Consider the following 13,958-nt stretch of genomic DNA (forward strand, 5'->3'; position numbering starts at 1 on the left):
TCAGGCGCGGAGGCGCGACTCCAGGGCGGCGCGGGCGAGGGTCAGGGCCGCGTCCACTGTCAGGCCCAGATCTGCGGCGCGGTCGGCGAAGGCCGCTGCTGCTGCGGCGGCCTCGCGCTGGACGGCGTCCGGGGCCGCGACGAACGTGCCGGCGCGGCCGCGCGTCTCCAGGACGCCGACGTGCTCCAGCTCGCGATAGGCGCGCGCGATCGTGTTGGGAGCGAGTCCGAGCGCATCGGCCAGGGCGCGGACAGGCGGGAGGCGTGTTCCGACGGCGGCGTCGCCCGACGCCACGGCGGAGAGGATGTGCGACTTCAACTGCTCGAACGGCGGCGTGGTCGCGGACGGGTCGATCGCGCCGGCGAGAAAGCCCGGCGTGCTGGAGTCGGTCACGGCTGGTCCGCCTTCCCTGGGATCGGTGCGCTGTCGACGAGCGGAAGCACCACGGTGACGACGAGACCGCCGCCCGGCGCGTTCGCCAAGACGACGCTACCGCCTGCGGACCCGGCCAGCGCTCCGACGATCGCGAGACCGAGCCCGCCGCCGGAATGCGCCGTGCGGGCGCCGTCCGCCCGAGTGAACCTGTCGAGCGCCACGGGGATGAACGCGTCCGGCATTCCCGGGCCGCTGTCCCTCACGGTCAGGATGACCTCGGCGTCGGTGGCCGTGAGCTCGGCGGTGACCGTCGCATCCCGGAGTTCGAGGTCGTCGGGCGCGCCTGAGTCTGAGTCTGAGTCTGTGTCTGCGTTTGTCTCGGAGTCAACGCTGGTCTCCGTGCTCGTGCCGGCTCCTGCGCCCGGCGTTCCTGCGCCCGCCGTTCCCGTGCCCGGCGCGCCCTCAGTCGCAGTCGCCGCTGCCGCGATCGCCGTGATCGCGTTGCCGATGAGGTTGTCCAGGATGCGGCCGAAATCGGTGGGCGAGAGACCGACCAGGCGCTCGCCAGATGGCATCTTGCGCGGGTTGTAGTCGAAGTCGATCGAGATCGGCGGAGTGCTCTCCTCCGGGCTCGCGGCCAGGAGGCGAGCGCGGTCGATGGCGTCGGCCAGCTCGTCGGTCAGCGTTCGCCAGTCCGTGCGGCCGCTCGCCGGGCCGGCCTCGATACGGGACAGCTCCAGCAGGTTGTTCGCGAGCTGGCCGAGCCGGAGGGCGGTGCTGCGAGACGAACGGATGTCCGCGAGCAGCGCGTTCGCGTCGCCGGCGTCCAGTTCCGCGAGTTCGAGCTGGCCGCGGAGGACGGCCAGCGGCGTGCGCAGCTCGTGACTCGCATCCGACACCATCTGCCGTTCGCGCTCCGCCGACGCCCGCAGCCGCCGGATCAGGTCGTTGAGGGTCCCGGCGAGCTCCGCGAGTTCGTCGCGCGCCGGATTGACGGTCAGCAGTCCCGTCGACTGCACGTCGGCGATGCGCTCCGCCTGCTCGCGCATCCTGCTCACCGGGCGCAGGGCGGCGCGGGTCAGCAGCCACGACGCGGCTCCGAACCCGATCACCAGCAGCACCGCACCGATCGCGAGAGCACCGGTCAGCCGGTCCAGGATGAGGTCCGTCGTCTCGTTGTTGCGCGCGGCGATCACGTGCATCACACCGTTCGGCGTCACCACCTCGCGCACCAGCACGAGGTACTGGTCGTCGCCGACCTTCACGCTCGTGGCCTGGTCGCCCAGCTTCAGCAGACTGCTGATGCCCTCCTCCAGCGAGCCAGGCAGAGTGGATGCGAGCACCGAGCCGGACGCATCCACGATCGCGAGCTCCTGGCCGCCGCCCGGCAGATCGAACGGTCCGTCCGGGTTGTTGCCCAGAGCGGCGGCCGGCGCCGCCACGTCGTTGTCGAGCAGCGTCACCGTGGCGTTGTGCAGGATCGCCGCGACGCCGAAGCGCACCACCTCGACGGCGACCAGGCCGAACAGGGTGGCGACGATCAGACTGCCGATCGTGATGCGGGCGGTGATCGACAGGCGCCGGAGACGGTTCACGGTCGCGTCACGCCGGTTCCGCGCATCCCGAGCGGCCGGGAAGAGCGTAGGCGGGCGCGGGGTGACTCACGAGGTCGCGACCTCGGCGTTCTTGGCGTCCAGCCGGTAGCCGCGGCCACGCTCGGTGACGATGGCGAGCCCGGCGCCCGCCAGCTCCAGCTTCTTGCGCAGGTACGACACGTACTGGTCGATGACGTTCGTGCCGATGTTCTCCGTGGTTCCCCACACCGTCTCCAGGATGTCAGAGCGGGCGAGCGTCTTGTCCGGGTTCGTGGCGAACAGGCGCAGCAGCGTGAACTCGCGGCGGCTCAGCGGCATCTCGTGGCCGGAGACGAGGGCGCGGTGCTCGTGCGAGTCGATGGTGAGACGGCCGACCGTGACCTGGGGGCGCATCCCGGACGGCTCGCGGCGCAGCAGAGCCCGGACGCGCGCGGCCAGCTCGGCGAACGCGAACGGCTTGGTGAGGTAGTCGTCCGCACCGGAGTCGAGGCCGTGGACGCGGTCCTCGATCGCGTCGCGCGCGGTGAGCAGCAGGATGGGCATCGGGTTGGCCGCCTCGCGGATGTGGCGGCACAGTTCGAAGCCACTCATCCCCGGCAGCATGACGTCGATCGCGGCGGCGGAGTACGTGTCCGTGCGCAGCGCGATGAGCGCGTCGACGCCGTTGGTGACCAGGGTCACGTCGTAGCCTTCGGCCGTGAGGCCGCGCTCGACGAGGCCTCCCATGTCGGGATCGTCTTCGACAACGAGGAGCTTCATGGCAACATCGTGCCACCGATTCCCGTGGCCGCGCTCGGATCGGCTTTGATCCGGCAGGGCGTTTCCTGTAGGTTCTCGCAGATCATCCTGGGTTTTCAGGCATCGACCGTGCTGCGCAGGCCCTCCAGCGTCGTGGCCCAGTTGCTGCTTATCCGGTCGGCTTCTGCACGGTCGGCGCATCCGCTCTGGGTGACGGTGAGGCGGGTGCCGCCGTCCTCCTGGCGGAGCACGTACGCGACGTCCTGGTAGCTCTCCGGCACGTCCGGCTTGCCGCTGAGCGGGCTGTAGTAGCTGCTCACCAGGCGCTCGCCTGGCACGAACTCGAGGATCGTGCCGTGATCCTCGTATGGTTTCCCCTCCCACTCGCCGCGGTAGACGATGGGGCTGCCGACCCGCCACTCCGACTCGACGCGGGTGCCGTAGAGGTACCGCGCGATGATCTCCGGGTCGGTGATGGCACGCCAGACGGCGTCCGTGTCGGCGTCGACGATGATGGAGGCCTCTGCTGTCTCTGTCATCTCCCCATCCTGCGCGCGATCGGCGGCGCAGGCTTGAAGAAATGCGACGGGTGGCGCCGGCCTTGCTCAGGCGTTGCCGCGGCTGATGAGGCGGGAGAGCACGATGGCGGAGCGGGTGTGGTCGACGTTCGGCGCGAGACGCACCTTCTCCAACGCGGCCTCCAGGCTCGGGATGTCCCGCGACCGGATGTGAACGATCGCGTCGGCGCTGCCCGTGACCGTCCCGGCATCCACCACCTCCGGCACGGCGGACAGGATGCGCAACAGCTCGTCTGGCGCGACCGTCCCGCGGCAGAACAGCTCGACGTACGCCTCGGTGCTCATGCCGTCGATGGCCGGGTCGACCTGGATCGTGAAACCGCGGATGACGCCGTCCGAGACGAGGCGGTCGACCCGGCGCTTCACGGCGGACGCGGACAGGCCGACGACCGAGCCGATGTCCCCGTACCCTGCGCGGGCATTCTGGCGGAGCAGGTCGAGGATGCTGCGATCGAGGTTGTCCACGAGCGCAAGCATACGGTGGATCGTTGCGTCGTCGCCGGGTATTACGCGGAAAAGTTGCGCGGGGTGTGTAACGATTCGCTCTCGCTCGGAGCGAATGCACGGATACTGCGTGAGTGCAGGACAGAACGGCGATTACGTGCGCCAGGACGCATCCATTCGCCGACAATCGTGTGTGACACTATCCCCATGTCGATCACGCACGAAGACGCCGAGCCACGGACAGACCGGCCGGCGCGCACCCCGACGCGCCGCTCGGTGCTCATGTGCAGGCCGGAGCATTTCGTGGTGGTCTACCGGATCAATCCGTGGATGGACCCTGCTCTGCCGACCGACACCTCCCTCGCGGTGCAGCAGTGGGACACCCTGCACCGCACCTACGTCGACCTCGGGTACGACGTGCAGCTCATCGACCCGATCGACGGGCTGCCGGACATGGTCTACGCGGCCAACGGCGGATTCGTGATCGACAACATCGCATACGGCGCGAGCTTCACATACCCGGAACGCCAGCCGGAAGGCCCCGCGTACATGGAGTGGTTCCGCAGCAACGGCTACGAGGTGGCAGAGCCCCAGCACGTGAACGAGGGCGAGGGCGACTTCCTGCTGGTCGGCGAGACCATCCTCGCGGGCTCCGGCTTCCGCAGCACGGGAGAGAGCCATGAGGAGCTGGCCGCCATCTACGGCCGCGAAGTCATCTCGCTGCGGCTGGTCGACCCGAACTTCTACCACCTCGACACCGCGCTCGCCGTGCTCGACGGGACGCCGGGGCAGGAGCACGTCGCCTATCTGCCGTCCGCGTTCGACGACGCCAGCAGGGCCGTCATCGCCGAGCGGTACCCGGATGCGATCGTCGTCAACGACGAGGACGCCTCTGTGCTGGGCCTCAACTCGTTCTCGGACGGGTACAACGTGGTCATCGCATCCCGTGCCGTCGACTTCGAGCGGCAGCTGCGCGCGCACGGCTACAACCCGATCGGCGTCGACCTCTCCGAGCTGCTGCTCGGCGGCGGCGGCGTGAAGTGCTGCACCCTCGAACTGCGACGCTGAAAGGACAGCGCATGACGAACGACACCGACACGGTCGACCGGGCGGGCGCCGACACCGCGGCCCACCGCATCCACCCCAGTACGGCCGCGCCGACCGAGCGGCAGGCCGAGGCGATCGAGCGCGAAGAGGAGCACACGGCGCACAACTACCATCCGCTGCCCGTCGTGGTCGCCGAGGGGGACGGCGCCTGGGTCACGGATGTGGACGGCAGGCGCTACCTGGACTGCCTCGCCGCGTACTCCGCGGTCAACTTCGGCCACTCCAACGCCGTGCTGCTGGATGCGGCACGTGCGCAGCTCGACCGCATCACCCTGACGAGCCGCGCGTTCCACAACGACCAGCTCGGCCCGTTCGTGGAGGCGCTCGCCGCGCTCGCTGGCAAAGACATGGTGCTGCCGATGAACACCGGGGCCGAGGCGGTCGAGTCCGGAATCAAGGTGGCGCGCGCGTGGGGATACCGCGTGAAGGGCGTGCCGGACGGGCGCGCGAACATCATCGTGATGGCCGGGAACTTCCACGGCCGCACCACCACGATCATCAGCTTCTCCGACGACCCGGATGCGCGCGACGGCTTCGGTCCGTACACGCCGGGCTTCCGCACGGTCCCGTACGGCGACGCGGATGCGGTCGCGGCGGCCATCGACGACGACACGGTGGCCGTGCTCGTCGAACCCATCCAGGGAGAGGCGGGCATCGTCGTGCCGCCCGCCGGCTTCCTGCCCGAACTGCGCGCGCTCTGCGACGAGCGACGTGTGCTCCTGATCGCGGACGAGATCCAGTCCGGCCTTGGCCGCACCGGAGCGACGTTCGCGTGCGACCTGGTGGGAGTGGTACCCGACCTCTACCTGCTGGGCAAGGCGCTCGGCGGCGGCATCGTGCCGGTCTCTGCCGTGGTCGGCAACCGTGATGTGCTCGGGGTGCTGAACCCCGGCGAACACGGGTCGACTTTCGGTGGGAACCCGCTCGCTGCCGCCGTCGGGCGGGCGGTGGTCGGGATGCTCGCGACGGGCGAGCCCCAGGAACGCGCCGCCCTGCTCGGCGCGCGGCTGCACACCGGACTCACCCGGCTGATCGGCCACGGCGTGCTCGCGGTGCGCGGGGCCGGGCTCTGGGCGGGGATCGACATCGACCCCGCGCTGGCGACCGGGCGCGAGGTGTGCGAGCTGCTGATGGAGCGGGGACTGCTGGCGAAGGACACGCACGGGTCGACCATCCGGCTGGCTCCGCCGATCGTTGTCGACCCTGCCGACCTGGACTGGGCGGTCGATCAGCTGGAGGCTGTGCTGCGGGAGCTGTCCGGGCGGTAGCGCGTTCCGCCGGGGATGGGCGCGGCTGTGGACAGCCGTAGTTTCCACAGCTTCCGGATTATCGTCGCGCTGGATGCCTCCGAGTGGAAGCATGGGCGCCATGAGTGATCCGAGCGCACAGGCAACGGCGCCTGAACGGCGCGACGGCGGCAAGACGTTCTTCGGGCAACCGCGGTCGCTCGCCAACATCTTCGGTGTGGAGATGTGGGAGCGCTTCTCGTTCTACGGGATGCAGGGCATCCTCCTCATCTACCTCTACTACTCCGCGGCAGACGGTGGTCTGGGAATCGACCAGGCGACCGCCGCAGGCATCGTCGGGGCGTACGGCGGGGCGGTGTACCTGTCGACGATCCTCGGCGCGTGGCTGGCCGACCGGATGTTCGGGTCGGAACGCGTGCTGTTCTGGAGCGCCGTCGTCATCATGGCCGGGCACATCTGCCTGGCGGTCCTGCCTGGTGTCTCAGGCGTGATCGCCGGTCTGCTCCTGGTCGCGCTCGGCAGCGGCGGGCTGAAGGCGAACGCGACCCGCATCGTCGGCACCCTGTACTCGGAGAAGGACCCGCGGCGCGACGCCGGATTCTCGATCTTCTATCTCGGCATCAACCTCGGCGCGTTCTTCGGTCCGCTGCTCACCGGCCTGCTGCAGACGACGCTCGGGTTCCACTGGGGCTTCGGGCTGGCGGCGGTGGGTATGGCGATCGGCCTCATCCAGTACTCGTTCGGACGCAAGCGTCTTCCGGAGGCGTCGCACGAGATCCCGAACCCGCTGCCCGCATCCCGGCGCCCCCTGGTGATCGGCATCGCCGTCGCCGGAGTGATCGTGGTGGTCGCGCTGGTGTTCGCGGGGGTGATCACGGCGCAGAACCTCGCGCTCATCGTGATCGGCCTGGTGATCGTGGCGGCGATCGCCTACTTCGTGGTCATCCTGAGGTCGAAGCTGCTGAGCGCGGACGAGCGCAGCAGAATCCTGGCCTTCATCCCGCTGTTCATCACCAACGCGGCGTTCTGGTCGCTCTACCAGCAACAGTTCACCGTGGTCACGATCTACTCGGACAAGCGCCTCGACCGCGACCTCTTCGGCTGGGAGTTCCCGGTCTCCTGGGTGCAGTCGATCAACCCGATCTTCATCATCATCCTGTCCGGTGTCTTCGCCGCGATCTGGACGAAGTGGGGAGCGAAGCAGCCGTCCACTCCTCTCAAGTTCGCGGCGGGCACGGTGGTGATGGGGCTCGCCTTCCTGATGTTCCTGTTCTGGGCCGGCGGAGGCGAGAACAGCACGCCGCTGCTGGCGGTGGTGGGCATCCTGCTGGTGTTCACGATCGCTGAACTGCTGATCTCGCCTGTCGGGCTGTCCGCCTCCACCAAGCTCGCGCCGCACGCGTTCGGCGCGCAGATGGTGGCCCTGTACTTCCTCTCGGTGGCGCTCGGCACCGCGATGGCCGGTCAGCTCGCGAAGCTGTACGCGCCGGCGACGGAGGGCATCTACTTCGGGGTGATCGGCGGGGTCGCGATCGCCATCGGCGTCGTGCTGGCGCTGCTGAGCCCGTGGGTGCTGAAGCTGATGCGCGGGGTGCGGTGATGGCGGGGTTCGTGATGGCCGGGCGCGTGATGGTCGGACGAGTGATGGCAGGGTGAGGCAGACTGGTCGCATGGCTGAGTTGCTGGAGCTGTGCCGCGTCGACAAGCTGATTCCGGATGCGGGGAGCGTGGGGGTGACCGCGATCGACAAGCGGCCCGTCGGCGAGCCGTTGCGGGTGCGGCCGTATGGGCTGTACGGGGACGTGCAGGCCGACCGCAAACATCACGGCGGGCTGAGCAAGGCCCTGTACGCGTACGCGCAGGAGGACGCCGAGTTCTGGGCGGCTGCGCTCGGGCGCGACATCCCGGCCGGGTTGTTCGGGGAGAATCTGCGCACGGCGGGGCTCGACGTCAACGGCGCGGAGATCGGTGAGCGGTGGCGGATCGGCGACGAGCTGGTGGTCGAGGTCACCTGTCCGCGCGAGCCGTGCGCGACCTTCCAGCGGCGGATGGGGGAGCGGCAGTGGGTCAAGCGCTTCACCGAGGCAGGGCTGCCCGGCGCATACCTCGGGATCGTCAAGGCGGGCACCATCGCGGCGGGGGACAGCATCGAGGTGGTGTCGCGGCCAGGGCACGGCGTCACCGTCGCGTCGTGGTTCACGTCGGCAGACGCCAGGCAAGTGGATGCGCTGGAAACCGCTGAACGCGCGGGCTCGGTGGCGATCGTGCCGGAGCTCGCGCACGCGATGCGCAAGATCGCGGCGAGGGTGAGCGTGTGAGCGGCGTGGACGAGGTCTGGGCGAGCGAGTCCACCCTGATCGCCTTCGACGGTCGCATCCTGGAGGTGTTCGGCTTGACGGACGCGCAGCGGATGCACATCGCGTTCCGTCCGACGATCACGGTCGGCTCGAAGCTGGTGACGATCAAGCCGACCAGCGGCGCACGCCTCAGCTTCTTCTACGACTCCGCCCGCGCCGACGATATCTCCGCGTTCGCTGCCCGCGTGCACGCCGCGCATCCCTGACCCGACCGGGGGCCGCGCCTTGCGACGCTACGCGCGCGGCCGGTAGTCGGCCGCAAGCTGGCCGAGGATCACCTCGTCGAGGAACTCTCCCATGACCCAGGCGGAGGAACGGGTCACTCCCTCGCGCACGAAACCGTTGCGCTCGGCCGCGGCGAGCATCGCTGCGTTATCGGCCAGCGTCTCGATCTGCAGCCGGTTCAGGCCGCGCACGACGAATCCGTAGTGGCTCAGCACCGCGACCACGTCGGTGCCGTAGCCGTGACCGCGCGCGGCGGGAAGGAGGCCGAGCCCGATGTGTGCGAACCGGTTGTGGGTGTCGATGCCCCACAGTGTCGCCACCCCGATCAGCGAGCCGCCTGCCAGCTCGACGATCGAGAACCGGACGACGTCGTCCTCTGTCGTGTCCGCCTTGAGTCGCGGGTCGTCCGAGCCAGGGGAGACAGGGCGCCACGGGCTGCCCTCCGCCCGCGAGGAGTTGACCACGTCGTCCCACAACTCGGTCAGCAGGATAGGGACGTCCTCTTCGTGCCTGGCCCTCAGCCCGACGATGCTGCCTGTAAGCATGAGTCCTTCCTAGCCGATCGGGATGCCCAGCGGTGAACAACACGCAACCATCAGTGGATGCGGTCAAGCCGCCCTCCATTCAGTCGTACCATTGCTGAATGGAACTCCGGCAGCTCGAGCACTTCGTCACCGTGGCGGAGGAGCGACACTTCACCCGCGCGGCAGAACTGCTGCAGATCTCGCAGTCGGGTCTCTCCGCATCCATTCGCTCGCTCGAGCAGGAGCTCGGCACCTCGCTGTTCATCCGCAGCACACGGCGGGTCGAGCTGACGACGGCCGGTCAGGCCCTGCTCGCCGACTCCGTCCGCACGCTCGCCAGCGCCGCCGCTGCCAGGAACGCCGTGGCTGCCGTGCGAGGCCTGGTGCGCGGGCGCCTCACGATCGGAGCGGAGCCGTGCCTCGGCTCGGTCGACCTGCCCGCCGAGCTGGCGTCGTTCCGCACGGCGAACCCCGGCGTCGAGGTGCGGCTGCGCTACTCCGGCTCCGTCGAGCTCGTGGATGCGGTCGCGGGCGGACGCGTGGACGTCGCCCTCGTCGTCGACACCGGCCACACCCCCGCCGGAGTGCAACTGCGGCGGCTGAGCACGCAGCAGATGTTGGTGCTCTGCCACCCCGACCACCGGTTCGCGGCCGAGACGAGCATCCCGTTGGAGAGCCTGCGCGGCGAAGCGCTGATCGGCTTCCAAGAGGGCTGGGGTGCGCAGGCACTCGCGCGTCGGGCTTTCGCGGCGGCCGGATTCGACTACCGGGCGGCGATGGAGGTCAACGACGTGCATCCGCTGCTCGACCTGGTCGGATACAACCTCGGCGTCGCCATCGTGCCGACGAGCTTCGCGCGCAAGCGGCCGGACCAGCTGAGGGCCGTGGAGCTGCGCGGCGATGTTCCCGCGTGGAACGTCGCGGTCGCCGTCGCTGAGGAGCCGAGTCCCGCGGCCGGTGCCTTCCTGCGGCAGCTTCAGCCGGTGGCGACGGCGGCGTAGCGCGCCGGCTGTCCTCGTGCCGGTCGCGCTCGTGCCCTAGCGCCCTCGCCCTCGCGCCCGCACGCCCGCGTCGGCCGCCCTGCCGCCACGCGCCCGCCCGCCCACCGGCACCTGCCACCGTTAGGCTGGCGTCCGTGAGCGCCGCAGACCGACTCCTTCCCCGCCCGCGACACGTCGAGGACCGCTCGGGAGAGTTCGTGCTCGACGCCGCGACGAGGATCGCCGCTGACGAGGCCGCCGCGGAGCAGGCGGCGTTGCTGCGTGCCGCGCTGAGCGCATCCACGGGGTGGGGGTTCGACGGTCGAGGAGGCCGGGAGATCGCCCTCTCCGTCGACCCATCGCTCGCGGCGGAGGGTTACCGGCTGTCCGTCGCGGCGGAGGGCGTCCGCATCGCAGGGGGCAGCGCATCCGGGGTGGGCAACGGTGTGCAGGCGTTTCTGCAACTGCTGCCGCCGCAGGTCTACCGGCGTGCCACCGTGCCCTGGGTGCGCTGGGTCGCCCCCGCCTGCGAGGTCGCAGACGAGCCGGCCTTCCGCTGGCGCGGGGTCATGCTCGACGTGGCCAGGCACTTCCTGCCGAAGCGCGACGTGCTCCGGTTCGTGGACCTGATGGCGATGCACCGCCTCAACGTGCTGCACCTGCACCTCACGGACGACCAGGGCTGGCGTATCCAGATCAACCGGTATCCGCGGCTCACCGAGGTGGGGGCGTGGCGGTGCGAGTCGCAGGTCGGCTACGGGGCGGATGCACCGGGGGACGGCCGCCCGCACGGCGGCTACTACACGCAGGACGATCTGCGCGAGATCGTGGCGTACGCCTCGGCGCGCGGCATCACGGTCGTGCCGGAGATCGAATCGCCGGGGCACGTGCAGGCGGCCATCGCCGCATACCCGGAGCTGGGCGTGACAGGCGAGCCGCTGGAGGTCGGGACGCGGTGGGGGATCATCCCGAACGTGCTCAACGCGGAGGACAGCACGGTCGCGTTCTTCCGCAATGTGCTCGACGAAGTGCTCGAGGTGTTCCCGTCCGCGTTCATCGGCGTGGGCGGCGACGAGTGCGTCAAAGACCAGTGGCGGGCGGATGCGCGGACGCAGGAGCGGATGCGCGAGCTCGGCGTGGGGAGCGAGGACGAGCTGCAGAGCTGGTTCGTGCGGCAGCTCGACGACCACCTCACCGCGCGCGGGCGACGACTGTTCGGCTGGGACGAGATTCTGGAGGGCGGGCTCGCTCCCGGTGCGACGGTCGCGTCGTGGCGCGGATCGACAGGGGCGGTCGCGGCGGCGCGCGCGGGACACGACGTGGTGCTGTGCCCGGACGAGACCGTGTACCTCAACTACCGCCAGTCCGAGCATCCAGAGGAGCCCATCCCGTTGGTGGTGGTGATCACCGTGCGCGACGTGTACGCGTTCGACCCAGTGCCGGCGGGGCTCACCGAGAGCGAGCGGGCGCACGTGCTGGGAGGCCAGGCCAACCTCTGGACCGAGTACATCGACTCGCCGCGGACGCTCGACTACTTCGCGTTCCCGCGGCTGTGCGCGCTCGCCGAAGCGCTGTGGACGGCGGGCGACCGCGACTACGACGCGTTCGCGTCCCGGCTGGATGCGCACCTCGCGCGGCTCGACGCGCTCGGAGTCGAGTACCGTCGCGCCGACGGCCCGCTGCCCTGGCAGACCAGGCCGGGCATCCCCGGCCGTATCGACACGCGCGCCGCCCGCGCGGCCACCGTCGCCGCCCTCACCGCAACCATCGCCCCCACCCCCTGACCGAAACAATCGAGCCCGGAGTTGTTCAGTGGCGACACCGGCGTGTCGCCTGAACAACTCCGGGCTCGATTGTTTCGGGGTCAGGCGGCGTCGAGGGCGGCGAGCTCGTCGGGGGTGAGGACGAGGTCGACGGCCGTCGCGGAGTCGCGGATGGACTCCGGGCGGGATGCCCCGGGGATCGGGATGACGTGCGGGCTCTTGGCGAGGTGCCAGGCGAGCGCCACCACCTGCGGGCTCACGCCACGCGCATCCGCGACCTGCTGGAACGGCGCGAACCGGTCGCCGAGCCCGGCCGCGGAGGTGATGCCGCCGAGCGGGCTCCACGGCAGGAACGCGATGCCGAGCTGGTCGGCCAGCTCCAGCTCCGGTTCGCTCGACCGGAAGGCCGGCGAGAACTGGTTCTGCACCGACGCGAGCCGGCCGCCCAGGATCTCCTGCGCCTGACGGATCTGCTCCTGGTCGGCGTTCGAGATCCCGGCGAGGCGGATCACTCCCTCGTCGAGGAGGTCGCGGATCGCACCGACCGAATCCTCGTACGGCACGTCGGGGTCGGGGCGGTGAAACTGGTACAGCCCGATCGCGTCTCCGCCGAGCCGTGCCAGCGACGCCTTGGCCGCCTCTTTGAGGTATTCGGGGCGTCCGTCGACATACCAGCTGCCGTCGCCGGGGCGGAGGTGGCCGCCCTTCGTGGCGATGAGCACAGTGGATGCGTCCCCGCCCCAACTGCGCACGGCTTCGGCGATCAGCGACTCGTTGTGGCCGACCTCCCCGGCGTGCAGGTGGTAGGCGTCGGCGGTGTCGAAGAAGGTGATGCCCTCATCCAGTGCGGCGTGGATGGTCGCGATGGAGCGGGCCTCGTCCGGTCGGCCCTCGATCGACATGGGCATTCCGCCCAGGCCGATCGCGCTCACCTGGACGTCGGCGATGCTGCGTGTCTTCACCAGGCGTAGTCCTCCGGTGCGGTCTTGTGGCCGGGGAAGATCTCGTCCAGTCGGGCGAGAGCCGCCTCGTCGAGGGTGACGTCGAGGGCGCGGACGGCCGCATCCAGTTGCTCGCTGGTGCGCGGACCGATGATCGGCGCGGTCACGGCCGGCTGGGCGAGCAGCCAGGCCAGTGCGATGTCACCAGGCTCGTGGCCGAGTTCCTCGGCGAATGCCTCGTATGCCTCCACCGCATCCCTGTGCTTCTCGAGGGTTTCCGCAGCGCGCCCTTCGAGGCGGCGCTTGCCCTCGTTCTGCTTGCGCAGCACGCCGCCGAGCAGGCCGCCGTGCAGCGGCGACCACGCGATGACGCCGACGCCGTTCGCCTGCGCGGCGGGCAGCACCTCCAGCTCGACCTGGCGGGTGAGCAGGTTGTAGATCGACTGCTCGCTGACCAGCCCGGTGTAGTTGCGCTTGCGGGCCTCTGCCTGCGCGGTGGCGATGTGCCACCCGGCGAAGTTGCTCGATCCCGCGTACAGGATCTTGCCCTGCGCGACGGCGACCTCCATGGCCTGCCAGATCTCATCCCACGGGGTGTCCCTGTCCACGTGGTGGAACTGGTAGATGTCGATGTGGTCGGTCTTGAGCCTGCTGAGGCTGGCGTCGAGGGCGCGCCGGATGTTCAGCGCCGACAGCTTGCCGTCGTTGGGCCAGTCGCCCATGTCGCCGTACAGCTTGGTGGCGAGGACGGTGCGCTCGCGGCGGCCGTCGCCCTGGGAGAACCAGTCGCCGATGATGGTCTCCGTCGCGCCCTTGCCGCGGTGCTGACCGTAGACGTTGGCCGTGTCGAAGTAGTTGATGCCGTACTCGTGCGCGGCATCCATGATCGCGAACGAGTCTTCCTCGCTGGTCTGCGGCCCGAAATTCATGGTGCCGAGCGCGAGCCGAGAGACTTTCAGGCCGGACCGGCCCAGGTGTGTGTACTCCATACCGTCAGCATCCGCCCGCGCGAGTCAGCTGTCCAACAGGAGATCTGGATGGCATTGTGCAGGCCGGCGAATGAATGGATGCGGCACTCAGGCCG

At 69.8% G+C, this 13,958-nt stretch carries 15 protein-coding genes; 7 read left to right on the forward strand and 8 right to left on the reverse strand.

Translation table 11 applies throughout. The features are described 5' to 3' along the window. The 5 genes from ACIRCZ_RS17200 to ACIRCZ_RS17220 form a co-directional block, all read right to left on the reverse strand. Entirely contained in the window at window positions 1–393 is a 393-nt protein-coding gene (locus tag ACIRCZ_RS17200; protein ID WP_402855148.1) for a GntR family transcriptional regulator, read from the reverse strand. Further along, window positions 390–1,970, reverse strand: coding sequence for a sensor histidine kinase (locus tag ACIRCZ_RS17205; protein WP_402855151.1), 1,581 nt, complete (start codon window positions 1,968–1,970; stop codon window positions 390–392). Before ACIRCZ_RS17205 ends, ACIRCZ_RS17200 begins: the two co-directional genes overlap by 4 nt. Window positions 1,971–2,036: 66 nt before the next feature. Further along, on the reverse strand, window positions 2,037–2,729 hold the full coding sequence (locus ACIRCZ_RS17210; RefSeq protein WP_055889002.1) for a response regulator transcription factor: 693 nt from the start codon (window positions 2,727–2,729) through the stop codon (window positions 2,037–2,039). 95 nt (window positions 2,730–2,824) lie between these two features. Beyond that, window positions 2,825–3,247 carry an SRPBCC domain-containing protein gene (locus ACIRCZ_RS17215; protein ID WP_402855154.1) on the reverse strand — a complete coding sequence of 141 codons (423 nt, stop codon included), beginning with the start codon at window positions 3,245–3,247 and terminating at the stop codon, window positions 2,825–2,827. Between the two features lie 66 nt (window positions 3,248–3,313). Then, the gene (locus ACIRCZ_RS17220) at window positions 3,314–3,751 is read right to left on the reverse strand and encodes an Lrp/AsnC family transcriptional regulator (RefSeq protein ID WP_055891313.1); all 438 of its coding nucleotides are present in this window, start codon (window positions 3,749–3,751) and stop codon (window positions 3,314–3,316) included. A gap of 186 nt (window positions 3,752–3,937) precedes the next feature. Between ACIRCZ_RS17220 and ddaH the strand changes: the two genes are divergently transcribed. The 5 genes from ddaH to ACIRCZ_RS17245 all read left to right on the forward strand — a co-directional run bounded on the left by ddaH (window position 3,938) and on the right by ACIRCZ_RS17245 (window position 8,647). After that, complete coding sequence (ddaH, locus tag ACIRCZ_RS17225) at window positions 3,938–4,798, forward strand: dimethylargininase (protein ID WP_055889008.1); 861 nt, start codon at window positions 3,938–3,940, stop codon at window positions 4,796–4,798. A gap of 11 nt (window positions 4,799–4,809) precedes the next feature. Then, window positions 4,810–6,105: an ornithine--oxo-acid transaminase gene (rocD, locus tag ACIRCZ_RS17230; RefSeq protein ID WP_402855159.1), complete on the forward strand. Its 1,296-nt coding sequence runs from the start codon at window positions 4,810–4,812 to the stop codon at window positions 6,103–6,105. A gap of 91 nt (window positions 6,106–6,196) precedes the next feature. After that, window positions 6,197–7,684, forward strand: coding sequence for a peptide MFS transporter (locus ACIRCZ_RS17235; protein WP_402855162.1), 1,488 nt, complete (start codon window positions 6,197–6,199; stop codon window positions 7,682–7,684). 70 nt (window positions 7,685–7,754) lie between these two features. Beyond that, window positions 7,755–8,402, forward strand: coding sequence for an MOSC domain-containing protein (locus ACIRCZ_RS17240; protein ID WP_055889014.1), 648 nt, complete (start codon window positions 7,755–7,757; stop codon window positions 8,400–8,402). Beyond that, window positions 8,399–8,647, forward strand: coding sequence for a hypothetical protein (locus ACIRCZ_RS17245; protein WP_402855165.1), 249 nt, complete (start codon window positions 8,399–8,401; stop codon window positions 8,645–8,647). The genes ACIRCZ_RS17240 and ACIRCZ_RS17245 overlap by 4 nt, the downstream gene beginning before the upstream one ends. A 27-nt stretch (window positions 8,648–8,674) precedes the next feature. Here ACIRCZ_RS17245 and ACIRCZ_RS17250 read toward each other — a convergent pair whose 3' ends face one another. Beyond that, complete coding sequence (locus ACIRCZ_RS17250) at window positions 8,675–9,211, reverse strand: GNAT family N-acetyltransferase (RefSeq protein ID WP_402855168.1); 537 nt, start codon at window positions 9,209–9,211, stop codon at window positions 8,675–8,677. Window positions 9,212–9,309: 98 nt separating this feature from the next. On the opposite strand from ACIRCZ_RS17250, the gene ACIRCZ_RS17255 reads away from it, so the two are divergent. Beyond that, window positions 9,310–10,191, forward strand: coding sequence for a LysR family transcriptional regulator (locus ACIRCZ_RS17255; RefSeq protein WP_402855171.1), 882 nt, complete (start codon window positions 9,310–9,312; stop codon window positions 10,189–10,191). Window positions 10,192–10,325: 134 nt separating this feature from the next. Then, entirely contained in the window at window positions 10,326–11,954 is a 1,629-nt protein-coding gene (locus ACIRCZ_RS17260) for a beta-N-acetylhexosaminidase (RefSeq protein ID WP_402855174.1), read from the forward strand. A gap of 80 nt (window positions 11,955–12,034) precedes the next feature. Here ACIRCZ_RS17260 and ACIRCZ_RS17265 read toward each other — a convergent pair whose 3' ends face one another. Continuing rightward, the gene (locus ACIRCZ_RS17265; RefSeq protein ID WP_402855177.1) at window positions 12,035–12,895 is read right to left on the reverse strand and encodes an aldo/keto reductase; all 861 of its coding nucleotides are present in this window, start codon (window positions 12,893–12,895) and stop codon (window positions 12,035–12,037) included. Beyond that, window positions 12,892–13,863, reverse strand: a complete 972-nt coding sequence (locus ACIRCZ_RS17270) for an aldo/keto reductase (protein WP_402855180.1) — start codon at window positions 13,861–13,863, stop codon at window positions 12,892–12,894. The genes ACIRCZ_RS17265 and ACIRCZ_RS17270 overlap by 4 nt, the downstream gene beginning before the upstream one ends. Window positions 13,864–13,958: the final 95 nt, after the last annotated feature.

It is taken from the genome of Leifsonia sp. NPDC102414 (genome assembly GCF_044765685.1).
Lineage (GTDB): Bacteria > Actinomycetota > Actinomycetes > Actinomycetales > Microbacteriaceae > Leifsonia.

Excerpts from the sequence above, each read along its gene's own strand:
- ACIRCZ_RS17210 (WP_055889002.1), bottom strand. The coding sequence starts at position 2,729 with ATGAAGCTCCTCGTTGTCGAAGACGATCCCGACATGGGAGGCCTCGTC.
- ACIRCZ_RS17215 (WP_402855154.1), bottom strand. The coding sequence starts at position 3,247 with ATGACAGAGACAGCAGAGGCCTCCATCATCGTCGACGCCGACACGGAC.
- ddaH (WP_055889008.1), top strand. The coding sequence starts at position 3,938 with ATGTCGATCACGCACGAAGACGCCGAGCCACGGACAGACCGGCCGGCG.
- rocD (WP_402855159.1), top strand. The coding sequence starts at position 4,810 with ATGACGAACGACACCGACACGGTCGACCGGGCGGGCGCCGACACCGCG.
- ACIRCZ_RS17235 (WP_402855162.1), top strand. The coding sequence starts at position 6,197 with ATGGGCGCCATGAGTGATCCGAGCGCACAGGCAACGGCGCCTGAACGG.
- ACIRCZ_RS17240 (WP_055889014.1), top strand. The coding sequence starts at position 7,755 with ATGGCTGAGTTGCTGGAGCTGTGCCGCGTCGACAAGCTGATTCCGGAT.
- ACIRCZ_RS17250 (WP_402855168.1), bottom strand. The coding sequence starts at position 9,211 with ATGCTTACAGGCAGCATCGTCGGGCTGAGGGCCAGGCACGAAGAGGAC.
- ACIRCZ_RS17255 (WP_402855171.1), top strand. The coding sequence starts at position 9,310 with ATGGAACTCCGGCAGCTCGAGCACTTCGTCACCGTGGCGGAGGAGCGA.
- ACIRCZ_RS17270 (WP_402855180.1), bottom strand. The coding sequence starts at position 13,863 with ATGGAGTACACACACCTGGGCCGGTCCGGCCTGAAAGTCTCTCGGCTC.